The sequence below is a fragment of the Variovorax ureilyticus genome, assembly GCF_037889935.1.
GTDB classification, from domain to species: Bacteria; Pseudomonadota; Gammaproteobacteria; order Burkholderiales; family Burkholderiaceae_C; genus Variovorax; species Variovorax ureilyticus.
In genome coordinates, this window is record NZ_JBBKZU010000010.1 from 146,730 (window position 1) to 168,537 (window position 21,808).

General features: G+C 65.6%; 21 protein-coding genes. 2 read left to right on the plus strand and 19 right to left on the minus strand.

The annotated features are described in order from the left end of the window. Positions 1–42: 42 nt before the first annotated feature. Complete coding sequence (locus WKW77_RS22330; RefSeq protein ID WP_340359065.1) at positions 43–1,350, plus strand: dicarboxylate/amino acid:cation symporter; 1,308 nt, start codon at positions 43–45, stop codon at positions 1,348–1,350. 8 nt (positions 1,351–1,358) lie between these two features. Further along, entirely contained in the window at positions 1,359–2,297 is a 939-nt protein-coding gene (locus tag WKW77_RS22335) for an amino acid ABC transporter substrate-binding protein (protein WP_340359066.1), read from the plus strand. A gap of 12 nt (positions 2,298–2,309) precedes the next feature. On the opposite strand, the gene hisA is transcribed toward WKW77_RS22335, so the two are convergent. The 19 genes from hisA to WKW77_RS22430 form a co-directional block, all read right to left on the minus strand. After that, positions 2,310–3,056 carry a 1-(5-phosphoribosyl)-5-[(5-phosphoribosylamino)methylideneamino]imidazole-4-carboxamide isomerase gene (hisA, locus tag WKW77_RS22340; protein WP_340359067.1) on the minus strand — a complete coding sequence of 249 codons (747 nt, stop codon included), beginning with the start codon at positions 3,054–3,056 and terminating at the stop codon, positions 2,310–2,312. A 135-nt stretch (positions 3,057–3,191) separates the two neighbouring features. Then, positions 3,192–3,842 (minus strand): imidazole glycerol phosphate synthase subunit HisH, encoded by a 651-nt coding sequence (hisH, locus tag WKW77_RS22345; protein WP_340359068.1) that lies wholly within the window; start codon positions 3,840–3,842, stop codon positions 3,192–3,194. A 31-nt stretch (positions 3,843–3,873) separates the two neighbouring features. Further along, positions 3,874–4,503: an imidazoleglycerol-phosphate dehydratase HisB gene (gene hisB / locus WKW77_RS22350; RefSeq protein ID WP_340359069.1), complete on the minus strand. Its 630-nt coding sequence runs from the start codon at positions 4,501–4,503 to the stop codon at positions 3,874–3,876. Beyond that, the gene (gene hisC / locus WKW77_RS22355) at positions 4,500–5,591 is read right to left on the minus strand and encodes a histidinol-phosphate transaminase (RefSeq protein ID WP_340359070.1); all 1,092 of its coding nucleotides are present in this window, start codon (positions 5,589–5,591) and stop codon (positions 4,500–4,502) included. The genes hisB and hisC overlap by 4 nt, the downstream gene beginning before the upstream one ends. A gap of 5 nt (positions 5,592–5,596) precedes the next feature. After that, entirely contained in the window at positions 5,597–5,914 is a 318-nt protein-coding gene (locus tag WKW77_RS22360) for a Rap1a/Tai family immunity protein (protein ID WP_340359071.1), read from the minus strand. 134 nt (positions 5,915–6,048) lie between these two features. Then, a complete protein-coding gene (hisD, locus tag WKW77_RS22365; protein ID WP_340359072.1) occupies positions 6,049–7,365 on the minus strand; it encodes a histidinol dehydrogenase in 1,317 nt (438 codons plus the stop codon). A gap of 7 nt (positions 7,366–7,372) precedes the next feature. Next, positions 7,373–8,014 carry an ATP phosphoribosyltransferase gene (gene hisG / locus WKW77_RS22370; RefSeq protein WP_340359073.1) on the minus strand — a complete coding sequence of 214 codons (642 nt, stop codon included), beginning with the start codon at positions 8,012–8,014 and terminating at the stop codon, positions 7,373–7,375. Next, complete coding sequence (gene murA / locus WKW77_RS22375) at positions 8,011–9,297, minus strand: UDP-N-acetylglucosamine 1-carboxyvinyltransferase (protein ID WP_340359074.1); 1,287 nt, start codon at positions 9,295–9,297, stop codon at positions 8,011–8,013. Before murA ends, hisG begins: the two co-directional genes overlap by 4 nt. Positions 9,298–9,315: 18 nt before the next feature. After that, positions 9,316–9,564 carry a BolA family protein gene (locus WKW77_RS22380; RefSeq protein ID WP_340359075.1) on the minus strand — a complete coding sequence of 83 codons (249 nt, stop codon included), beginning with the start codon at positions 9,562–9,564 and terminating at the stop codon, positions 9,316–9,318. Between the two features lie 27 nt (positions 9,565–9,591). Further along, positions 9,592–10,356, minus strand: coding sequence for an ABC transporter permease (locus WKW77_RS22385; RefSeq protein ID WP_093164086.1), 765 nt, complete (start codon positions 10,354–10,356; stop codon positions 9,592–9,594). Further along, the gene (locus tag WKW77_RS22390) at positions 10,356–11,303 is read right to left on the minus strand and encodes an ABC transporter ATP-binding protein (RefSeq protein WP_340359076.1); all 948 of its coding nucleotides are present in this window, start codon (positions 11,301–11,303) and stop codon (positions 10,356–10,358) included. Before WKW77_RS22390 ends, WKW77_RS22385 begins: the two co-directional genes overlap by 1 nt. Before the next feature lie 34 nt (positions 11,304–11,337). Continuing rightward, entirely contained in the window at positions 11,338–11,610 is a 273-nt protein-coding gene (locus WKW77_RS22395; RefSeq protein ID WP_093163840.1) for an STAS domain-containing protein, read from the minus strand. A 7-nt stretch (positions 11,611–11,617) separates the two neighbouring features. Next, positions 11,618–12,292: an MlaC/ttg2D family ABC transporter substrate-binding protein gene (locus WKW77_RS22400; RefSeq protein ID WP_340359077.1), complete on the minus strand. Its 675-nt coding sequence runs from the start codon at positions 12,290–12,292 to the stop codon at positions 11,618–11,620. Positions 12,293–12,409: 117 nt separating this feature from the next. Further along, on the minus strand, positions 12,410–13,147 hold the full coding sequence (locus WKW77_RS22405) for an MlaA family lipoprotein (RefSeq protein ID WP_340359078.1): 738 nt from the start codon (positions 13,145–13,147) through the stop codon (positions 12,410–12,412). Continuing rightward, a complete protein-coding gene (mlaD, locus tag WKW77_RS22410; protein ID WP_340359079.1) occupies positions 13,144–13,632 on the minus strand; it encodes an outer membrane lipid asymmetry maintenance protein MlaD in 489 nt (162 codons plus the stop codon). Before mlaD ends, WKW77_RS22405 begins: the two co-directional genes overlap by 4 nt. 25 nt (positions 13,633–13,657) lie before the next feature. Then, positions 13,658–14,440 (minus strand): lipid asymmetry maintenance ABC transporter permease subunit MlaE, encoded by a 783-nt coding sequence (gene mlaE / locus WKW77_RS22415; RefSeq protein ID WP_340359080.1) that lies wholly within the window; start codon positions 14,438–14,440, stop codon positions 13,658–13,660. A gap of 115 nt (positions 14,441–14,555) precedes the next feature. After that, positions 14,556–15,380 carry an ABC transporter ATP-binding protein gene (locus tag WKW77_RS22420; RefSeq protein ID WP_422823245.1) on the minus strand — a complete coding sequence of 275 codons (825 nt, stop codon included), beginning with the start codon at positions 15,378–15,380 and terminating at the stop codon, positions 14,556–14,558. 121 nt (positions 15,381–15,501) lie between these two features. Further along, positions 15,502–16,980, minus strand: a complete 1,479-nt coding sequence (locus tag WKW77_RS22425) for a glutamate synthase subunit beta (protein WP_340359082.1) — start codon at positions 16,978–16,980, stop codon at positions 15,502–15,504. Between the two features lie 33 nt (positions 16,981–17,013). Further along, the gene (locus WKW77_RS22430; RefSeq protein ID WP_340359083.1) at positions 17,014–21,756 is read right to left on the minus strand and encodes a glutamate synthase-related protein; all 4,743 of its coding nucleotides are present in this window, start codon (positions 21,754–21,756) and stop codon (positions 17,014–17,016) included. Positions 21,757–21,808: the final 52 nt, after the last annotated feature.

Consider the following 21,808-nt stretch of genomic DNA (forward strand, 5'->3'; position numbering starts at 1 on the left):
CGGCCAGGAGCGACTCGCCGGTCGCCATCACGAGGAGTAGCCATGAGAAGAAAGCTGCCGCCCGCCGCCTGGATCCTGATCGCGATGGTGATCGGGATCATCGTGGGCTACATGGTCTTCGTGAGTTTCCCGAACAAGCGAACAGCGGCGGAAATCGCGGGCTATATCTCGATCGTCTCCGACGTGTTCCTGCGGCTCATCAAGATGCTGATCGGCCCGCTGGTGTTCTCCACGCTGGTGGTGGGCATCGCGCATATGGGGGACGCCGCATCGGTGGGGCGGGTCTTCGGCAAGGCCCTGGGGTGGTTCATCACCGCGTCGCTGGTCTCGCTGGTGCTGGGCCTGGTCATGGCCAACCTGCTGCAGCCGGGGCACAACCTGGGGCTGCCGCTGCCCGACATCGGGGCCTCGGCGAATCTCGCGACCTCCAAGTTCACGCTGAAGGATTTCATCGCCCACATGGTGCCCAGATCGTTCGTGGAGGCGCTCGCCAACAACGAGATCCTGCAGATCGTCGTGTTCTCAATGTTCTTCGGCGTCGCGCTCGCCTCGCTCGGCGAAAAAGGCAAGACGCTGGTCGCCTCGATCGACGAGCTGTCGCACGCCATGCTCAAGATCACCGGCTACGTGATGAAGCTGGCGCCGCTCGCGGTGCTGGCCGCCATGGCCGCGACGGTGGCGGTCAACGGCCTGGACATCCTGATCAAGTTCGCGGTGTTCATGGGCGGCTTCTATCTGAGCCTCTTCCTGCTGTGGGGCCTGCTGGCCCTGGCCGGGTTCATCTTTCTCGGCCCGCGCATCGTGAAACTGCTGCAGTACATCCGCGAGCCCTTCCTGCTGTCGTTCGCCACCGCCAGTTCGGAAGCGGCGTACCCGAAGATCCTGGTGGCGCTCGACCGCTTCGGCGTGAAGCGCAAGATCTCCAGTTTCGTGATGCCGATGGGTTATTCATTCAACCTGGACGGCTCGATGATGTATTGCACCTTCGCAGTGCTCTTCATCGCGCAGGCCTACGACATCCATCTGTCGATCGCCACCCAGTTCACGATGCTGCTGATCCTGATGCTGACCTCCAAGGGAATGGCCGGCGTGCCGCGCGCCTCCCTGGTGGTGATCGCGGCGACGCTGAACCAGTTCAACATCCCCGAGGCCGGGCTGCTCCTGATCCTCGGCGTGGACACCTTCCTGGACATGGGCCGCTCGGCCACCAACGCGGTGGGCAATTCGATCGCCACCGCCGTGGTCGCCAAGTGGGAAGGCGAGCTGCTGTCCGAGAGCGAGGCAGACGCCAACGCGCGCTCCATGGACAAGGAGAGCGCCGCCACCCTCGCCAATCCGATGCACGCCTGAGGCCGATCATGACCATCGTGCGGACGCTGGCGACCATCGGGATCCTGTGGGCGGCCCTCGCCGGCATCGTGCCGCAGGCTTCGGCGCAGACCGAGCCGACGCCGACAACGCCGGCGGCACTCAGCGGCACGCTCGCCAAGGTGCGCGACGCGGGCGCCGTGACCATCGGCTACCGCGAATCGTCGATCCCCTTCTCGTTCCTCTCGCCGCGCAACGAGCCGATCGGCTACTCGATCGAACTCTGCAAGGCGCTGATCGAGGCCATGAGCGACGCGGTGCACAAGACGCTCGCGACGAGATGGGTGCCGGTGACCGCCGAATCGCGCATCGACGCGGTAGTCAGCGGGAAGGTCGATCTCGAATGCGGCTCGACCACCAACAACCTCGAGCGGCAGAAGCGCGTGGCGTTCTCGCCGACGATCTTCGTCTCCGGCACCAAGCTGCTGGTGCGGAAGGATTCGCCGATCAAATCGTTCCGGGACCTGGGCGGCCGCGCCGTCGCGGTGACCAGCGGCACGACCAACGAGAAGACGATGCGCGACATCGCCGCCCGCTTCAAGATCAACATGAACCTGCTGGTTTCGCGCGACCACGCCGAATCGTTCGCGCTGGTGAAGTCCGGGAAGGCCGAGGCGTTCGCAACCGATGACGTGCTGCTCTACGGCCTGATTGCACAGGACCGGGGCGGCGGCGACGGCGAGAGCAACTACGAGGTCGTCGGCGAGTTTCTTTCGTACGACCCGTATGGCGTGATGTACCGGAAGGACGATCCGCAGATGACGCGGGTCGTCAACGACACCTTCCACGATCTCGCCGAAGACGGCGAGATCGAGCGGCAGTACAAGCGCTGGTTCCTGCGCAAGCTGCCTTCGGGCACTGCGCTGAACCTGCCGATGAGCCCTCAGCTCGAGACCATCATCCAGACGATGGCTGTGCGCTCGGAATGAGCCGCTGAGGCGTCAGGCCGCGTCGGCCAGTTCGTCCGCTCGCGCCTGCGCGGCGGCGAAATCGAGATCGCCGGAATAGATCGCGCGGCCGCAGATCACGCCCTCGACGCCCTCGTCCTCGATGGCGCAGAGCTTTTCGATGTCGGTCATGTTCGACAGCCCGCCCGAGGCGATGACCGGAATCGTGAGCGCCTGCGCCAGGCGCACCGTCGCATCGATGTTGATGCCCGAGAGCATGCCGTCGCGGCCGATGTCGGTGTAGATGATCGACTCGACACCGTAGTCCTCGAACTTCTTGCCGAGGTCGGCCACTTCGTGACCGGTCAGCTTGCTCCAGCCGTCCGTCGCCACCTTGCCGTCCTTGGCGTCCAGGCCGACGATGATGTGGCCGCCGAAGGCGCTGCACGCATCCTTGAGGAAGCCGGGGTTCTTGACCGCGGCAGTGCCGATGATCACATAGCGCAGACCGTCGTCGATGTAGCGCTCGATGGTGTCCAGGTCACGGATGCCGCCGCCCAGTTGCACGGGGATGTCCTCGCCGACCTCTCGCAGGATCGCCTTGATCGCCGCATGGTTCTGCGGCTTGCCCGCAAAAGCCCCGTTCAGGTCGACCAAGTGCAGCCGCCTGGCTCCGGCCTCCAGCCACTTGCGCGCCATCGCGGCGGGATCTTCGCTGAACGTGGTCGACTGGTCCATGTCGCCCTGCTTGAGGCGAACGCAATGGCCATCTTTGAGGTCGATCGCAGGAATGAGAAGCATGGTGCAGGAGTGCTTGGAACGAGCGATGAAATCGCGGGAAATCGAAGCGGGGTGAGGAAATGGAAGGCGGAATCGTACCCAGAATCCGGCGCGCCCATCCGCGACCGGGGCCGGGCGGGCGATGCGTCTATGGGCTCAAGGATTCCAGTGGAGGAAGTTTCGATAGAGCTGCAACCCATGGTCTGCGCTCTTTTCGGGGTGGAACTGGGTGGCAAAAATATTATCGCGTGCGACGGCGGCGGTAAAGCGTTCGCCGTAGTCCGCCTCGCCGACGCTGTGCGCGCGGTCGGCCGGCTTCGCGAAGAAACTGTGCACGAAGTAGAAGTAGCTCTGGTCCGACACGCCGGCCCATACCGGATGCGGTCCCGTCTGCACGACCTGGTTCCATCCCATCTGCGGAACCTTGTAGCGGCTGCCGTCGGGCTGCCTGCGGCCCTCGAGTTCGAACTTCCTGACCTCGCCCGGGATGAGCCCGAGCCCATCGGTCGGCCCCTCTTCGCTGCGCGACAGCAGCATCTGCATGCCGACGCACACGCCGAAGAGCGGCTTGCTCGCTGCCGCCTCGAGCACGGAGTCGAGCAGCCCCGAGTCGCGGAGTTCGCGCATGCAATCGGGCATGGCACCCTGTCCCGGCAGCACGACGCGGGTGGCGCGGCGGACCACGTCAGGATCGGAGGTGACGAACACCTCCACCCCGACCTGATCGGCCGCATGCTGGACCGCCTGCGATACCGATCGCAGGTTGCCCATGCCGTAGTCGATCACGGCGACAGTGTTCTTCGTCATGGATGAGTCTCCGCGCAGCAACGGTTCCGGTTCAGAGCGATCCCTTGGTGGAAGGAATGACGCCCGCCGAACGCGGATCGAGTTCCAGCGCCGCACGCAGTGCCCGGGCGAAGGCCTTGAACACCGTCTCGCACTGGTGGTGCGCATTGACGCCCTTCAGGTTGTCGATGTGCAACGTGACGAACGCGTGATTGACGAAGCCGTGGAAAAACTCGGACGTGAGCTGCGTGTCGAAGGTGCCGAGCATCCCGCTCGTGAATGGCACATCCATCACCAGGCCGGGGCGGCCCGAAAAGTCGATCACCACGCGGCTGAGCGCCTCGTCGAGCGGCACGTAAGCGTGCCCGTAGCGGCGGATGCCCTTCTTGTCGCCGACCGCCTTCGCGACTGCCTGCCCGAGCGTGATGCCGACGTCTTCCACCGTGTGGTGGCCGTCGATATGCAGGTCGCCCTTGCAGTCGATGTCCAGATCGATCAGGCCGTGGCGGGCGATCTGGTCGAGCATGTGGTCGAAGAAGCCGATGCCAGTCGACAGATTTGCCTTGCCGGTGCCGTCGAGGTTGACGTGGACCGTGATCTTCGTCTCCGCCGTGTTGCGGGTCACGGATGCGGTGCGCGCACCGGCGGCGACGACTGCTTCAGGGGCCGTGGGGGTATTCATAGTGAGGATTCCAGTGCCGCGAGCATCCGCGCGTTCTCGTCGGCGGTTCCGACGGTCAGCCGCAGGCAGTTCGCGAGCAATGGGTGCATTTTAGAAACGTTCTTGACCAGCACTCCGGCGGCCTTCATGCCCTCGAAAGTCCTGGCGGCATCGGGCACGCGGATCAGGATCATGTTCGCCTCGCTCGCCCAGCTCTTCACGGCGGGCAGCCGTGCGAGGCCCTCGAAGATCCGGGCGCGCTGACTGCGGATGTCCGCCGCCTGTTCGGCGAACACGTCGGCGTGCTCCAGCGCGAACAGCGCGCACTCGCAGTTCAGAACGCTGATGTTGTAGGGCGGCCGTACCTTGTCGATCTCCGAAACCAGCGCGGTCGGTCCCATCAGGTAGCCGAGGCGGACACCGGCAAGGCCGAACTTGCTCAGCGTCCTCATCAGCAAGACGTGGTGGTGCCGCGTCACGCGGTCGATGTAGCTCTTGCCCGCGAAAGGCTGGTAGGCCTCGTCGATGACGACCAGGCCGCCCTGCTCGCCCTGCGCCTGCACGATCCGCTCGATGGCGGTGTCGTCCCACAGATTCGCCGTCGGATTGTTCGGATAGGCCAGGTAGACGATGGCGGGCTTTTCGCGCGCGATGGCTTCCAGCATCGCGCGTTCGTCGAGCTCGAAGTCGGCGGTCAGCGGCACGCCGACGAAGCGCAGGCCCTGCAACTGCGCGCTCATCGCGTACATCACGAAGCCGGGAACCGGCGCGAGGATGGCCGCACCGGGCAGGTCGCAGGCCATGGCCAGGAGCGAGATCAGCTCGTCCGAGCCATTGCCGAGCATCAGCGAGAAGCCTTCCGGCATGGCGGCGTACTCGGCCAGGGCGCGCTGCAGGTCGGCGCCGCGCGGACCCGGGTAGCGGTTGAGCGCCAGTGCCCCCAGACGCTGGCCGAGCGCGACCTGCAACGCCGGCGGCAGGCCGTGCGGGTTCTCCATGGCATCGAGCTTGAGCATGCCGCGCGCATCCTGGACGGCATAGGCGTGCATCGATTGCACGTCGGCGCGGATGCGGCCGAGTGCGCGGTTCGTCGGGGTCGTGGATGTCATTCGGTTCAGGGCGAGCAGCGATAGCTGTTGCGCAGGGCGGCGGCAAGCACCAGCTGCACCGGCATGTCCGCCTCGTAGCTGTCCGGGTTGCGCGTCAATTCGGTCTGGTAGAGCGAGCGCGCCATGGCCGGCTCCAGCTTCCGGCCGTTGACGCAGAAATGCGGCTTGAGCCCCGCGCGCTGGTCGGCGTCGTTGGCTTCGCGCAAGCCTTCCATGACACCCACCAGGTAGTAGTTCGCGTAGGCCTTGCCGTCCTTCTCGTTGGCCTCGAGCGTGCGCAGCTCGCGGATCGACATCGCCTGCGCCCCACCGACGAATGCCACCGCTGCAAAAAAGAGCAGCTTCGATGCAAACGGTCGCCAGGAACCCCGCGGAACCGGCTTTGCCGGGCCGCTGGGGTTGCCCCCGGAGAGGGGGTGTCCGAGCCACACGCAGTGGGCGAGGCTGGGGGTGAGCATTATCTGATCCGCATACGCGCCGCTTCGGCGTGGGCGGTCAGGCCCTCGCCCTCTGCCAAAGTCACGGCGACGCGCCCCAAGGCTTGGGCGCCGGTTTCGCTGACTTCGATGAGGCTCGATCGCTTCTGGAAGTCATAGACGCCCAGCGGCGAGCTGAAGCGCGCGGTGCCGCTGGTGGGCAGCACGTGATTGGGACCCGCGCAGTAGTCGCCAAGGCTTTCGCTGGTGAAGGCGCCCAGGAAGATCGCGCCCGCGTGCTTGAGCAACGGCTCCCAGCGGTGCGGCTCTCGACTGCTGACCTCCAAGTGCTCGGGCGCGATCCGGTTGCTGATCTCGCACGCCTCTTCCATGCTGCGCGTCTGGATCAGCGCACCGCGCCCGTTCAGCGAGGCCGCGATGATTTCCGCGCGGGGCATCGACGGCAAGAGCCGGTCGATCTCCTGCTGCACGCGCTCGATGTAGCCTGCGTCGGGGCACAGCAGGATGCTCTGCGCGAGTTCGTCGTGCTCGGCCTGGCTGAAGAGGTCCATGGCGACCCACTCGGGCGGCGTGGTGCCGTCGGCGAGCACCAGGATTTCGCTCGGCCCCGCGATCATGTCGATGCCGACGGTGCCGAAAACCCGGCGCTTCGCCGCAGCCACGTAGGCGTTGCCGGGCCCGGTGATCTTGTCGACCGCCGGGACCGCAGCGGTGCCGTAAGCCAGCGCCGCCACCGCCTGCGCGCCGCCGATCGTGAAGGCGCGGGTCACCCCGGCCACGTGCGCCGCGGCCAGGACGAGCGGGTTCTTCTCGCCGCCTGGCGTCGGCACGACCATGACGATCTCGCCCACGCCCGCGACATGCGCAGGGATGGCATTCATCAGCACGCTCGACGGATAGGCCGCCTTGCCGCCGGGCACGTAGATGCCGACACGGTCCAGCGGCGTGACCTTCTGGCCGAGCAGGGTGCCGTCCGCGTCACGGTAGCTCCAGCTTTCGCCGCTGGCCTTCTTCTGGGCCTCGTGGTAGCTGCGCACCCGGCTTGCGGCCGCTTCGAGTGCGTTGCGCTGCTCGGCCGGCAGCGATTCGAAGGCGCCGCGAAGTTCGGCGGCCGTGAGTTCCAGCGAAGCCATGCCGGCGGCCTCCAGCCGATCGAACCGGCGCGTGTATTCGAGCACCGCATCGTCGCCGCGCCGCTGGACGTCCGCGAGGATATCGGCCACCACCTGCTCGATGGCCGCATCCGCCTCGGCGGACCAATGCAGGCGCGCCTTGAACTCTGCCTCGAAGGTGGCCGTTGCGGTCGACAGACGCAGCGGGGTGGCTTTCAGATTCATTGCAATGTCACGCAGAAGGAATGGCCGACTCGAACGCATCGACGATACGCCGGATCGCTTCGCGCTTGAGCTTCAGCGCCGCCTGGTTGACCACCAGCCGCGCGCTGATGTCCATGATGCGCTCGACCTCGACGAGGTGATTGGCCTTGAGGGTGTTGCCGGTCGAGACCAGGTCGACGATGGCGTCGGCGAGCCCCGTCAGCGGCGCCAGCTCCATGCTGCCGTAGAGCTTGATCAGGTCGACGTGCACGCCCTTGCTGGCGAAGAAGTCGCGGGCGAGCCCGACGTACTTGGTCGCCACCTTGATGCGAGAGCCCTGCTTCACGGCGGAGGCATAGTCGTAGTCGGCCCGCACCGCCACGCTCAGGCGGCAGGCGGCAATGCGCAGGTCCAGCGGCTGGTACAGGCCCTGGTTGCCGTGCTCGAGCAGCACGTCCAGACCGGTCACGCCCAGGTCCGCGCCGCCGTACTGCACGTAGGTCGGCACGTCCGATGCACGTACCAGCACGACGCGAACGTCCGCGCGGGTCGTCGCCAGGATGAGCTTGCGCGACTTGTCGGGGTCCTCGGTCACCTCGATGCCCGCGGCAGCGAGCAGCGGCATGGTCTCCTCGAAGATCCGGCCCTTCGAGAGCGCAAGCGTGATCATGGCTGCACCTCGGCCGGGCCGGCCACGCGCTCGATGTCTGCGCCGATGCCGCGCAGCTTCGACTCCATGCGGTCGTAGCCGCGATCGAGGTGATAGATCCGATCGACCAGCGTCTCGCCGTCGGCCACGAGCCCGGCGATCACGAGGCTTGCCGATGCGCGCAGATCGGTCGCCATCACGGTCGCGCCCGACAGTTGCGAGACGCCCTCGATCACCGCCACCTTGCCGTCGGTCTGGATGCGCGCGCCCAGGCGCAGCATCTCGTCGACGTGCATGAAGCGGTTCTCGAAGATCGTCTCGGTCACCGTCGAGGTGCCCTCGGCGATCACGTTGAGCGCCATGAACTGCGCCTGCATGTCCGTCGGGAAACCCGGGTATTCGGTCGTGCGGAAGCTCTGGGCCTTGAGGCGTCCGTGGCTCCGCACGCGGATGCCTTCGTCGGTGCCGGTGACGTCGGCACCGGCGGCACGCAGTTTCTCGATCACCGCATCGAGATGATCGGTGCGGCCGTGCTTCAGCATCACATCGCCGCCGGTCGCCGCCACCGCGCAAAGGAAGGTTCCCGCCTCGATGCGGTCCGCGACCACCTGGTGCGTGCATCCACCGAGCTTCTCCACGCCCTGAATCCGGATGCGGCTGGTGCCGTGGCCTTCGATCTTCGCGCCCATCGAGATCAACATTTCGGCCAGGTCGGTGATCTCGGGCTCCTGCGCGGCGTTCTCGAGCACCGTCTCGCCCTCGGCCAGTGCGGCGGCCATCAGGAAATTCTCGGTGCCGGTGACGGTCACCATGTCGGTCGTGATGCGCGCACCGTGCAGCCGCTTCCGGCCGCCGCCGATGCTCGCGATCATGTAGCCGTGTTCGACCACGATCTCGGCGCCCATCGCCTGCAGGCCCTTGATGTGCTGATCCACCGGCCGCGATCCGATCGCACAGCCGCCCGGCAACGACACCTTGGCGCGCCCGAAGCGGGCGATCAGCGGGCCGAGTGCGAGCACCGACGCGCGCATGGTCTTGACGAGTTCGTACGGCGCCTCGGGAACTTCGAGCGAGCGCGCGTTGATGCGCACCGTCCCGTTGTCGTCGCGATCGGCGACCACGCCCATGTTGTGGACCAGCTTGAGCATGGTCTCGACGTCTTTCAGCCGCGGCACGTTGTGGAGCGTGACCGGCTGATCGGTCAGCAGCGCCGCGCACAGTTCGGGCAGGGCGGCGTTCTTGGCGCCGGAAATGCGTACCTCGCCGCGAAGCGTACGCCCGCCGCGAATCAGAAGTTTGTCCATGAAGAATCCAGCGGAGGTCTAACGGGAGGGAGTCTGGTTCGCCCACTCGGCGGGCGTGTAGGTCTTCATCGAGAGCGCATGCACCTCGTCGGTGTGCATTTTCGCACCCAGGGTCGCGTAGACCAGCTGATGGCGCTGGATGGCGCGCTTGCCCTCGAACTGGGGCGACACGATGGTCGCGTACCAGTGGCGGCCGTCACCTTCGAGCGTGATGTGGTCGCAGGCAAGGCCCGCCTCGATGATCGATTGGAGTTCTTCCGCAGTCATGGTTTCAGTAGAAGCTAAAGGGCGGCGTCATCCGCGAATCTTGTAGCCGATGCGAAGCAGGTGCACCGCGATCGCGCTCACCACCAGCCAGGCGCCGCCGACGATCGCCAGGCTGGTCCATGGCGACACGTCGCTCACGCCGAAGAAGCCGAAGCGAAAGCCGTCGATCATGTAGAAGAACGGGTTGAGGTGGCTCACCGCCTGCCAGAACGACGGGAGCGACCCGATCGAATAGAACACGCCCGAGAGGAAGGTCATCGGCATGATCAGGAAGTTCTGGAACACCGCCATCTGATCGAACTTCTCGGCCCAGAGCCCGGCGATCAGCCCCAGCGTGCCGAGGATCGCAGCGCCCAGAAAGGCGAAGACGATGATCCACCATGGCGCGACGAAGCCCGGCATCGCGAAGAGCGAGGTCACCACGAACACGCCGAGCCCGACCGCCAACCCGCGCACGACCGACGAACCGACGTAGGCCAGGAACCAGCCCCAGTGCGACAACGGCGTGAGCAGCACGAACACCAGGCTGCCCATGATCTTGCTCTGGATGATGGAGGACGAGCTGTTGGCGAAAGCGTTCTGCAGCACGCTCATCATCACCAGGCCCGGCACGAGGAAGGCGGTGTAGCTCACGGTGCCGTAGACCTTGACGTGGTCCTCGAGCACATGGCCGAAGACCATCAGGTACAGCAAGGCGGTAAGTATCGGCGCGCCGACAGTCTGGAGGCCGACTTTCCAGAAGCGCAGGATTTCCTTGTAGAGCAAGGCGCGCCAGCCCAGCGCGTTGACCATCATCTTGCAACCTCCAGGGGCGTCTGCTCGCCGGCCATCAGGTCGATGAAGACATCTTCCAGATCGGCCTTTCGCATTTCCACATCCTCGACATCGAGTCCGGCTTCACGGATCGCCGCCAGCAATTGCTCGACCTCGTGCGCGTTCTGCGCCGGGAGCTGGACGATGCGGCCCGTGACGCGCGCATGCTGGGCGATCGACCAGGGCAGCATGCCGTCGGTCTTGAAGCGAAGCACGTTGCTCGCGGCGGAGCGCAGGAGTTCGCTCGTGCGGTCGAGGGCGATCACGCGCCCCAGCTTCAGCATCGCGATGCGGTGGCACAGCGCCTCCGCCTCCTCGAGGTAATGGGTGGTGAGCAGCACGGTGCTGCCCTGCTTGTTGAGTTTGGCGACGAACTGCCACAGAGTCTGGCGCAACTCGACGTCGACGCCCGCCGTGGGCTCGTCGAGCACGATCACCGGCGGCTTGTGCACCAGCGCCTGCGCGACGAGCACGCGGCGCTTCATGCCGCCCGAGAGCTGGCGCATGTTGGCGGTCGCCTTGTCCGCGAGGCCCAGGCTGTGCAGGAGCTCGTCGATCCAGTCGTCGTTCTTGCTGATGCCGAAGTAGCCGGACTGGATGCGCAAGGTCTCGCGCACATTGAAGAAGGGGTCGAAAACGAGTTCCTGCGGCACGATGCCGAGGTGACGGCGGGCTTGGGCGTACTCGCGCTGGACATCGAAGCCGTGCACCGCAATCGTGCCTGCGCTGGGGCGCGAAAGGCCGGCGAGCATGCTGATCAGCGACGTCTTCCCCGCGCCATTCGGGCCCAGGAGACCGAAGAATTCGCCCTCCTCGATCTCGAAACTCACGTTGTCGACGGCACGCAGACCCGGTTTTCCCTGGGCCCGTTGCTGGCGTGAAGCAGGATAGGTCTTCGAGACCGATTGAAAGGAGATCGCAGGCATGGGAGCCGGCGATTTTACGGTCCTGGGTTTTTTTCTATGGCGCGGCCGGCAAAAGACCGGCCACGCCGTACAGCGAGGCGAGCTCGCGCAGGCGCGGAGGGAGGCCCTTCACCGCGAAACCGCGCCCGAGCGCTGCGGACTCGCGGCGACATTCGAGCAGCACCGCCAGCGCCGAGGAGTCGAAGTGAACCAGCGCGGTGGCGTCGACCACCGTGGCGCTGCCGGTCTGGCCCGCCAACCCGCGCTGGAGCATGTACACGCAGGTGGAAGCCTCGTCGTGGGTCAACTTCGGCGGCAGGACCAGCATGATCGGTTCAGCCCTTGGCCTTGGCGTTGGCGCTGGTGCTGTTGGACTTGTTGCGCGCAGCGAGGGTGGCGATCAGGCCGTCGATGCCGTTGGCATTGATCTGCTGCGCGAACTGGCTGCGGTAGGTATCGACCAGCCAGACGCCCAGAACGTTGATGTTGTAGATCTTCCAGCCGCCAGCCTCTCCGGGTGTCTTTTCGAGGCGGTAGTCGAGTTGCACCGGATCGCCGCTGCCACGCACTTCGGTGCGCACGAGCACTTCCTTGTCATCCGGGGAGCCGCGGAAGGGACGCACGTTGACGGTCTGGTCGCTGACCTGTTCGAGCGCACCCGAGTAGGTCCGCACCAGCAGGGTCTTGAATTCCTCTTCCAGCCGCTTCTGCTGCTCCGGCGTGGCCTGGCGCCAGGCTGGGCCCACGGCGGAAGACGTCATGCGCTGGAAGTTCACGTTCGGCATGACCTTGGCGTCGACCAGCGCCATGATCTTGGTGAGGTCGCCGGCCTTGATGGACTTGTCGGCCTTGATGGATTCGAGCACGTCGGTCGAAAGGCGCTTGACGAGCGCATCGGGTGCCTCGTCCGCCGCGTGGGCCGGTCGCACGGATGCGACCGCGGCGCCGACCAGCAGCAGGCCGGCCATCACGAAACGCCCGAAGGCACGGCGTTGAAGAATCTGGTTCATTGGAAATCCCTGTTTCAAATCACAAAATCGCTGTAACGAACGATTGGAGACAGCCTACCCGGCCGGGTTCCTCCGGCCAAGGAGCCGCTGCAACCGAATGCAAGCGTGCGTGCAGCGTCAGTTTCCGTCGTCGGGCAGGTTTCCGTCGTGCACTTCGCTCCGTCGACGCTGTAGGAAAGCATCGCGCGTGAACGTGTAGCGGTCGAGTGCCGCGTCATCGAGCAGTTGGCTGGCCCGCAGCAGGTTGGATCGCAGATCCACCAGCCGAAGCGCGATCAGCGAATTGCGCACCGGAATGTCGGACACGTAGCTGAGCGCATCGCCCCGGAAGTCCACCGGAAGGGCCACCGTGTCGCGCAGGGTCGACGGGCCGAGCAGCGGCAGCACCAGATAGGGGCCACTGGGGACGCCCCAGCGACCCAGCGTCTGGCCGAAGTCCTCGGAATGACGGTCGATGCCGGCCTCGGTCGCGATGTCGAGAAGGCCACCCAGACCAAAGAATGTGTTGACGTTCACCCGCATGAAGGTCTGGGCGCTGTCCTGCAGCTTCAGTTGCGCAACGCTGTTGACGAAGCTCCAGATGTCCGAGAGGTTGCCGAAGAAGTTGTTGACGCCGGTCCGCACCGGCGAGGGCAACACGCGCTGGTACACCGTGGCCACCGGGCGCAGCACCGCATCGTCGACCGTGTCGTTGAATCGTGCGACCTGGCGATTGAATGGCTCCAACGGGTCCGCCGGATTGGCGTTCGGGCCGGTTGCGCAACCCGTCACCAGTGCCAACGCGGCGACGGACAAGGCCGTGCGCGCAGCGCTGGGGATGGCAGAACGCGAAGCGGAAGGGATTCGTGCTTTCATTTCTTGTTGGTGTTGCCCTGCGGACTGCTTCCTTCGGCGGCCTTGCTATAGAGGAACTGCCCGATGAGATTTTCGAGAACCACGGCCGACTGCGTCGCAGTGATGACGTCGCCCGGTTGCAGGTTCTTCTCGTCCGCGCCCGCTTCGATCCCGATGTACTGCTCGCCGAGCAGGCCGCTGGTGAGGATCTTGAGGGAGCTGTCCTTCGGAAAGCTATATCGGCTCTGCAACGCCAAGGTTACAGTGGCCTGGAAGCTCTTGTCGTCGAATCCGATCGACTCGACGCGACCGACCACGACGCCCGCGCTCTTGACCGCCGTCTGCGGCTTCAGGCCGCCGATGTTGTCGAAGCGGGCGGTCACCGGATAGGTCTTCTGGAAGTTCAGGCTCAACAGGTTGGCCGACTGGAGCGCAAGGAAAAGCAGCGCCGCCGCGCCGATCAGCACGAACAGGCCGACCCAGATATCTTTGTTGGAACGTTGCATTTCTTGCACTCTCCTGATCGTTTCGTCAGATGCTGAACATCATGGCGGTGAGCATGAAATCGAGACCCAGCACCGAAAGCGATGCCACCACGACCGTTCGCGTCGTGGCGCGCGAGACGCCCTCGGGCGTCGGCTGCGACTCGTAACCCTCCAGCAGCGCGATGAACGTGACGGTCAGGCCGAAGACGATGCTCTTGACCACGCCATTGCCCACGTCGCGCCAGACATCGACGCCGCTCTGCATCTGGCCCCAGAACGCGCCAGGGTCGACGCCCAGCATCAACACCCCGACCACATAGCCGCCCAGCACGCCGACCGCGCTGAAGACGGCAGCAAGCAGCGGCATCGTGATGACGCCGCCCCAGAACCGCGGCGCGAGAATGCGCTGCACCGGGTCGACCGCCATCATCTCCATGGCGCTCAATTGCTCGCCGGCCTTCATGAGGCCGATCTCGGCGGTGAGCGACGTGCCCGCGCGCCCGGCGAACAGCAAGGCCGCGACCACCGGGCCCAGTTCACGCACGAGGCTCAATGCCACAAGCAGTCCGAGCGCTTCCGACGATCCATAGCGCTGCAGCGTGTAGTAGCCCTGAAGGCCGAGCACGAAGCCCACGAAGAGACCCGACACCGCGATGATCGCGAGCGAGTAGTTGCCCAGGAAGTGGATCTGGTCGCGCACCAGCCCGAACCGGCGGAAGCTGTGCATGCCACCGATGAAGAGGCGCAGGAACAACCGGGCCCCGAGCCCCAGGTCCGCGAGCTTGCTGCGCACAGCGAAGCCGACGTCCGATGGGCGGTACCAGCTCATTGGGGAACCTCCGCGCAGGAGCGCTGCGGTATTCGCCTTGGGGCGGCCCGGCGTCTGATTGAAGTACCTTCGCGCAGCAGCGCTTGGGTATTCGCCTTCGGAGCGGCCGGGCGGCTCATGCCCGCCCTCCGTGGCTGTTGCCGAAATCGTCCTCGACCGTCATGGCCGGGTAGTGGAAATGCACGGGTCCCTCGGGCAGCGCATTGACGAATTGGTGCACCAGCGGGTCTTCGCTGCGGCGCACGTCCTCGGGCCGCCCTTGCGCCGCAATGCCGCCGTTGGCCAGGATGATCACGTGATCGGCGATGCGGAAGGTCTCTTCGAGGTCGTGCGAGACGATGATGCTCGTCAGCCCCAGCGTGTCGTTGAGCTGCCGGATCAGGCGCGCCGCGGTGCCGAGCGAAATCGGATCGAGGCCCGCGAAGGGTTCGTCGTACATGACGAGGTCCGGGTCCAGCGCGATCGCACGCGCCAGCGCCACGCGGCGCGCCATGCCGCCCGAGACCTCGCTGGGCATCAACTCGCGTGCGCCGCGCAGGCCGACGGCGTCGAGCTTCATCAGCACGATGTCCCGAATGAGCGACTCGGGCAGGTTGGTGTGCTCGCGCAGCGGAAACGCCACGTTGTCGAACACGCTCATGTCGGTGAAGAGAGCGCCGAACTGGAAAAGCATGCCCATGCGGCGCCGCACGGCATAGAGACCCGCGGCATCGAGCTTGCCGACGTCCTGCCCATTGACAAGCACTTCGCCGCGCCGGGCCCGGATCTGGCCACCGACCAGGCGCAGAACAGTCGTCTTGCCGCCGCCGGATGCGCCCATGAGCGCAGTGACCTTGCCGCGCGGCACGGCGAAGGAGACGTCGTTGAGGATCGCGCGTGAGTCGTAGCCGAAGGCAACGTGGCGGAACTCGACGAGCGACTTATCTGTTGTTGGATCCATGGCAATGAAAAAAGCCGGGGCGTCTTTCGACATCCCGGCTTGCGGTAACCCAATGATACGGGAATGCCGGTTCAGACCTCGCCGACCGGCGTTTCCAGGGCGTTCCGGCCCAACAGGAGTCTCAGCGCGGCAGGTCGCTGAAGCCCATCAGGAATTCATCGACCGCGCGGGCGGCCTGACGGCCTTCGCGGATGGCCCAGACGACCAGCGACTGGCCCCTGCGGATGTCACCGGCGGCGAACACATTCGGCACGTTGGTCGCGTAGCCGCCGATGAAGTCGACGCTGGCCTTGGCGTTGCCGCGCGCATCCTTGTCGACGCCGAACGCGTCCAGCACGCTGGCCACGGGGCTGACGAAGCCCATGGCGAGCAGCACGAGGTCCGCCTTGAGCACCTGCTCGCTGCCCGGAACCTCGATCATCTTGCCGTCCTTCCACTCGACGCGGACCGTCTTCAGGCCGGTGACCTTGCCCTTCTCGCCGATGAATTCCTTGGTCGAGATCGCGAATTCGCGCTCGCAACCTTCTTCGTGGCTCGAGCTGGTGCGCAGCTTGTACGGCCAGTAGGGCCACGTCAGCGGGCGGTTCTCCTCTTCGGGCGGCTGCGGCAGCAGCTCGAACTGCGTCACACTGACCGCGCCGTGGCGGTTGCTGGTGCCGACGCAGTCGGAGCCGGTGTCGCCGCCGCCGATGACGATCACATTCTTGCCGTCGGCACGGATCTGGCCCTTGACCTTGTCGCCGGCGTTGATCTTGTTCTGCTGCGGCAGGAACTCCATCGCGAAGTGGATGCCGTCGAGATCGCGGCCCGGCACGGGCAGGTCGCGCGATTGCTCGGCGCCGCCGGTCAGCACGATGGCGTCGAACTCCTTCTGGAGTTGCGCGGGCGTGACGGTTTCCTTGGCCCAGTTCGTGACCTTGGAACCCTTGCCCAGCGGGTCCTTGGCCGCGCCGACCATGACGCCGGTGCGGAAGGTGACGCCCTCGGCCTTCATCTGCTCCACGCGGCGGTCGATGTGCGACTTCTCCATCTTGAAGTCGGGGATGCCGTAGCGCAGCAGGCCGCCGATGCGGTCGTTCTTCTCGAACAGCGTCACGTCATGGCCGGCGCGCGCCAGTTGCTGCGCCGCCGCCATGCCAGCCGGGCCGGAGCCGATCACCGCGACCTTCTTGCCGGTCTTGTGCTTCGCGACGCGCGGCATGACCCAGCCTTCGTCCCAGGCGCGATCGATGATCGCGTGCTCGATCGACTTGATGCCCACCGCGTCGTCGTTCACGTTGAGCACGCAGGCCGCCTCGCAGGGCGCGGGGCAGATGCGGCCGGTGAATTCCGGGAAGTTGTTGGTCGAATCGAGCACCACGAAGGCGCTCTGCCAGTCGGCGCGATAGACGAGATCGTTGAAGTCCGGAATGACGTTGTTGACCGGGCAGCCGCTGTTGCAGAACGGCGTGCCGCAGTCCATGCAGCGCGCGCCCTGAACCTTGGCCTGCGCGTCGTTCAGGCCGACGACGAACTCCTTGTAGTGCTTGACCCGTTCCTCGACGGGCTTGTAGCCCTCCTCGATCCGTTCATGCTCCATGAAGCCGGTGATTTTTCCCATCGTGCTTACCTCTGTTCTTCGTTCTGGTTGGCGTCAGACTGCCGCCACCGGCTTCGCGGCGGCATGGGGTTCCATGCCCGCGTGTGCGTTGTTGCCGCTGCTCGTGAGTTCGACCTCGCGGTCGTGCATCTCGGCCAGCGCGCGCTTGTATTCGTTCGGGAACACCTTTACGAACTTGGCGCGCGAAACGGCCCAGTTGTCCAGCAGTTCACGTGCGCGCTTGCTGCCGGTCCAGCGATGGTGCTCTTCGAGCAGCTTCTTCAGGCGCGCCTCGTCGGTCTCGCCGTCGTGCCACACCTTGCGATGCACGCTCGCGGTCTGCTCGGCCGAGGTCAGGACCTTGTCCAGCGACACCATCGAGAGGTTGCAGCGCGAGGCGAACTGGCCGTCCTCGTCGTAGACGAAGGCGACGCCGCCGCTCATGCCGGCCGCGAAATTGCGGCCGGTCTTGCCGAGCACCGCCACCGTGCCGCCGGTCATGTATTCGCAACCGTGATCGCCGGTGCCTTCGACCACAGCCGTGGCGCCGGACAGGCGTACCGCGAAGCGTTCGCCGGCCACGCCGCAGAAATAGGCTTCGCCGGTTGTCGCGCCGTAGAGCGCGGTGTTGCCGACGATGGTGTTGCGGATCGCTTCACCGCGGAAGTCCAGGCTCGGACGAACCACCACGCGGCCGCCCGAGAGGCCCTTGCCGGTGTAGTCGTTGGCGTCGCCGATCAGGTACAGCGTGATGCCGCGCGCCAGGAAGGCCCCGAACGACTGGCCGCCCGTGCCTTCGAGCTGGATGCGGATCGAATCATCCGGCAGGCCCTGCGGATGCACCTTGGTGAGCGCACCCGAGAGCATCGCGCCCACCGAACGGTTCACGTTGCGGGCCACCTCGATGAACTGCACCTTCTCGCCCTTGTCGATCGCGGGGCGCGAGCGCTCGATGAGCTTGTTGTCCAGGCTCTTCGCGAGGCCGTGGTCCTGCTCTTCGACGTGGAAGCGCGGCACGTCGGCCGGCACGTTCGGCTGCGCGAACAGGCGGCCGAAGTCGAGGCCGCGCGCCTTCCAGTGCTCGATGCCCTTGCGGGTGTCAAGCAGGTCGGCGCGGCCGATCAGGTCGTCGAACTTGCGCACGCCGAGCTGCGCCATGATCTGGCGGACTTCCTCGGCGACGAAGAAGAAGTAATTGACGACGTGCTCGGGCCTGCCCGAGAACTTCTTGCGAAGCACCGGGTCCTGCGTGGCCACGCCCACCGGGCAGGTGTTCAGGTGGCATTTGCGCATCATGATGCAGCCCTCGACGACCAGCGGCGCGGTCGCGAAGCCGAATTCGTCCGCGCCGAGCAGCGCGCCGATGGCGACGTCGCGGCCGGTCTTCATCTGGCCGTCGGCCTGCACGCGGATTCGGCCGCGCAGGCGGTTGAGCACCAGCGTCTGCTGCGTTTCGGCCAGGCCGATTTCCCACGGGCTGCCCGCGTGCTTGATCGACGACCAGGGCGAAGCGCCCGTGCCGCCGTCATGGCCGGCGATGACGACGTGGTCGCTCTTGCACTTGGCAACGCCGGCGGCGATGGTGCCGACGCCCACTTCGCTCACCAGCTTGACGCTCACGCTCGCATGCGGCGCGACATTCTTCAGGTCGTGAATCAGCTGCGCCAGATCTTCGATCGAATAGATGTCGTGGTGCGGCGGCGGGGAGATCAGGCCGACGCCAGGCACCGAGTAGCGGAGCGCGCCAATGTACTGCGACACCTTGCCGCCCGGCAGCTGGCCGCCCTCGCCGGGCTTCGCGCCCTGCGCCATCTTGATCTGGATCTGGTCCGACGACGACAGGTATTCGGCCGTGACGCCGAAACGGCCCGAAGCCACCTGCTTGATCTTGGAACGCAGCGAATCGCCGTCCTTCAGCGGCAGGTCCACCTCGACGTTCTCGGCGCCGATCACGCTCTTGAGCGTGTCGCCCATCTTGATCGGGATGCCCTTGAGCTCGTTGCGATAGCGCGCCGGATCCTCGCCGCCTTCGCCGGTGTTGCTCTTGCCGCCGATGCGGTTCATCGCGATGGCCAGCGTCGAGTGCGCCTCGGTGCTGATCGAGCCGAGCGACATGGCGCCGGTCGCGAAGCGCTTGACGATCTCGCTCGCGGGCTCGACCTCGTCCACCGGAATCGCCTTGGCCGGATCGAACTTGAACTCGAACAGACCGCGCAGCGTGAGGTGGCGGCGGTTCTGGTCGTTGATGATCTGCGCGTATTCCTTGTAGGTGTTGAAGTTGTTGGCGCGCGTGCTGTGCTGCAGCTTGGCGATCGCGTCCGGCGTCCACATGTGCTCTTCGCCGCGCGTACGCCAGGCGTATTCGCCGCCGGCGTCGAGCATGTGCGCGAGGACCGGGTCGTCGCCGAACGCGGCCTTGTGCATGCGGATCGCCTCCTCGGCGATGTCGAACACGCCGATGCCTTCGACGCGGCTGGCGGTGCCGGTGAAGTACTTCTCGACCGTCTCGGTGTTCAGGCCGATGGCTTCGAAGAGCTGCGCGCCGCAGTAGCTCATGTAGGTGCTGACACCCATCTTCGACATGATCTTCGACAGACCCTTGCCGATCGCCTTCACGTAGTTGTAGATGGCCTTCTCGGCGCTCAGGTCGCCCGAGAGGTCCTCATGCATCGCGGCCAGCGTTTCCATCGCGAGGTACGGGTGCACCGCTTCGGCACCGTAGCCGGCAAGCACGCCGAAGTGATGCACTTCGCGCGCGGAACCCGTCTCGACCACGAGGCCGGCGGTGGTGCGCAGGCCTTCACGGACCAGGTACTGGTGGACGGCCGACAGCGCCAGCAGCGCCGGGATCGCGATCTGCGACGGACCGACATTGCGGTCGCTCACGATCAGGATGTTGTGGCCGCCCTTGATCGCGTCCACCGCTTCGGCGCACAGCGAAGCGAGCTTGGCCTCGACGCCCTCTTCGCCCCAGGCGAGCGGATAGGTGATGTCGAGCGTGTAGCTCTTGAATTTGCCCTGCGTGTACTTGCCGATGTCGCGCAGCTTCGCCATGTCGGCGAAGTCCAGGATCGGCTGGCTCACTTCGAGGCGCATCGGCGGGTTGACCTGGTTGATGTCCAGCAGGTTCGGCTTCGGGCCGATGAAGGACACCAGCGACATCACGATCGCCTCGCGGATCGGATCGATCGGCGGGTTCGTCACCTGCGCGAAGAGCTGCTTGAAGTAGTTGTAGAGCGGCTTGTTCTTGTTCGAGAGCACGGCCAGGGGGCTGTCGTTGCCCATCGAGCCGATGCCCTCTTCGCCTGCGGCAGCCATCGGGCTCATCAGGAACTTGATGTCTTCCTGCGTGTAGCCGAAGGCCTGCTGGCGGTCGAGCAGCGTGACTTCGCTGGTGAGCGGCTGCACCGGCTCGGCCTCGACGCTGTCGAGCTTGATGCGCAGGTTCTCGATCCACTGCTTGTAGGGCTTGCTGTTGGCGAGGGTGGCCTTGACCTCCTCGTCGTCGATCATTCGGCCCTGCTCCAGGTCGATCAGGAACATCTTGCCGGGCTGAAGGCGCCACTTGCGGACGATCTTCTGCTCGGGCACCGGCAGCACGCCGGATTCGGAACCCATGATGACGAGGTCGTCGTCGGTCACGCAGTAGCGCGACGGGCGCAGGCCGTTGCGGTCGAGCGTGGCGCCGATCTGGCGGCCGTCGGTGAACACGATCGAAGCCGGGCCGTCCCACGGCTCCAGCATCGCGGCGTGGTATTCATAGAACGCGCGGCGGCGCGTGTCCATGGTGGCGTGCTGCTCCCACGGCTCGGGAATCATCATCATCACGGCCTGGCTGATCGGGTAGCCGGCCATGGTGAGCAATTCGAGGCAGTTGTCGAAGGTGGCGGTGTCGGACTGGCCGGCGAAGCTGATCGGATAGAGCTTCTGCAGGTCGGCGCCGAGCACCGGCGAGGACATCACGCCTTCGCGCGCCTTCATCCAGTTGTAGTTGCCCTTGACCGTGTTGATTTCGCCGTTGTGGGCGACGTAGCGGTACGGGTGGGCCAGCGGCCACTCGGGGAAGGTGTTGGTCGAGAAGCGCTGGTGCACGAGGCCGAGCGCCGAAACGCAGCGCTTGTCCTGCAGGTCGAGGTAATAGGTGCCGACCTGATCGGCCAGCAGCAGACCCTTGTAGACCACCGTCCGGCTCGACATGCTCGGAACGTAGTACTCCTTGCTGTGCTTGAGCTTCAGGCGCTGGATGTTGGCGCTGGCGGTCTTGCGGATCACATAGAGCTTGCGCTCCAGCGCGTCCTGCACGATCACGTCATTGCCGCGGCCGATGAAGATCTGGCGCAGGAGCGGCTCCTTGGCGCGCACCGTCGGCGACATGGGCATCTCGTGGTTGACCGGCACGTCGCGCCAGCCCAGCAGCACTTGGCCCTCGGCCTTCACGGCACGCTCGAGTTCCTGTTCGCAGGCTTCGCGCGACGCATGCTCCTTCGGCAGGAAGATCATGCCCACCCCGTATTCGCCGGGCGGAGGAAGCGTGACGCCCTGCTTCGCCATCTCCTCGCGATAGAGCAGATCCGGCAGCTGGATCAGGATGCCCGCGCCGTCGCCCATAAGCTTGTCGGCGCCCACGGCGCCGCGATGGTCGAGGTTTTCGAGAATCTTGAGGGCCTGGCCGACGATGGCGTGGCTCTTTTCGCCCTTGATGTGGGCCACGAAGCCGACGCCGCAGGCGTCGTGTTCGTCAGCGGCGGAATAAAGACCGTGTTGTTGGAGATGCTCGATCTCGGCAGCCGTCGTCATGGCGTGCTCCTTCAGTTTTCGCAGGGAAACGGAGCATATTGCTTTGCACAAA

What these genes read in the sequence shown, in the direction of transcription:
- WKW77_RS22330 (WP_340359065.1), top strand. Translation starts at nt 43, where the DNA reads ATGAGAAGAAAGCTGCCGCCCGCCGCCTGGATCCTGATCGCGATGGTG.
- WKW77_RS22335 (WP_340359066.1), top strand. Translation starts at nt 1,359, where the DNA reads ATGACCATCGTGCGGACGCTGGCGACCATCGGGATCCTGTGGGCGGCC.
- hisA (WP_340359067.1), bottom strand. Translation starts at nt 3,056, where the DNA reads ATGCTTCTCATTCCTGCGATCGACCTCAAAGATGGCCATTGCGTTCGC.
- hisH (WP_340359068.1), bottom strand. Translation starts at nt 3,842, where the DNA reads ATGACGAAGAACACTGTCGCCGTGATCGACTACGGCATGGGCAACCTG.
- hisB (WP_340359069.1), bottom strand. Translation starts at nt 4,503, where the DNA reads ATGAATACCCCCACGGCCCCTGAAGCAGTCGTCGCCGCCGGTGCGCGC.
- hisC (WP_340359070.1), bottom strand. Translation starts at nt 5,591, where the DNA reads ATGACATCCACGACCCCGACGAACCGCGCACTCGGCCGCATCCGCGCC.
- hisD (WP_340359072.1), bottom strand. Translation starts at nt 7,365, where the DNA reads ATGAATCTGAAAGCCACCCCGCTGCGTCTGTCGACCGCAACGGCCACC.
- hisG (WP_340359073.1), bottom strand. Translation starts at nt 8,014, where the DNA reads ATGATCACGCTTGCGCTCTCGAAGGGCCGGATCTTCGAGGAGACCATG.
- murA (WP_340359074.1), bottom strand. Translation starts at nt 9,297, where the DNA reads ATGGACAAACTTCTGATTCGCGGCGGGCGTACGCTTCGCGGCGAGGTA.
- WKW77_RS22380 (WP_340359075.1), bottom strand. Translation starts at nt 9,564, where the DNA reads ATGACTGCGGAAGAACTCCAATCGATCATCGAGGCGGGCCTTGCCTGC.
- WKW77_RS22385 (WP_093164086.1), bottom strand. Translation starts at nt 10,356, where the DNA reads ATGGTCAACGCGCTGGGCTGGCGCGCCTTGCTCTACAAGGAAATCCTG.
- WKW77_RS22390 (WP_340359076.1), bottom strand. Translation starts at nt 11,303, where the DNA reads ATGCCTGCGATCTCCTTTCAATCGGTCTCGAAGACCTATCCTGCTTCA.
- WKW77_RS22395 (WP_093163840.1), bottom strand. Translation starts at nt 11,610, where the DNA reads ATGCTGGTCCTGCCGCCGAAGTTGACCCACGACGAGGCTTCCACCTGC.
- WKW77_RS22400 (WP_340359077.1), bottom strand. Translation starts at nt 12,292, where the DNA reads ATGAACCAGATTCTTCAACGCCGTGCCTTCGGGCGTTTCGTGATGGCC.
- WKW77_RS22405 (WP_340359078.1), bottom strand. Translation starts at nt 13,147, where the DNA reads ATGAAAGCACGAATCCCTTCCGCTTCGCGTTCTGCCATCCCCAGCGCT.
- mlaD (WP_340359079.1), bottom strand. Translation starts at nt 13,632, where the DNA reads ATGCAACGTTCCAACAAAGATATCTGGGTCGGCCTGTTCGTGCTGATC.
- mlaE (WP_340359080.1), bottom strand. Translation starts at nt 14,440, where the DNA reads ATGAGCTGGTACCGCCCATCGGACGTCGGCTTCGCTGTGCGCAGCAAG.
- WKW77_RS22420 (WP_422823245.1), bottom strand. Translation starts at nt 15,380, where the DNA reads ATGGATCCAACAACAGATAAGTCGCTCGTCGAGTTCCGCCACGTTGCC.
- WKW77_RS22425 (WP_340359082.1), bottom strand. Translation starts at nt 16,980, where the DNA reads ATGGGAAAAATCACCGGCTTCATGGAGCATGAACGGATCGAGGAGGGC.
- WKW77_RS22430 (WP_340359083.1), bottom strand. Translation starts at nt 21,756, where the DNA reads ATGACGACGGCTGCCGAGATCGAGCATCTCCAACAACACGGTCTTTAT.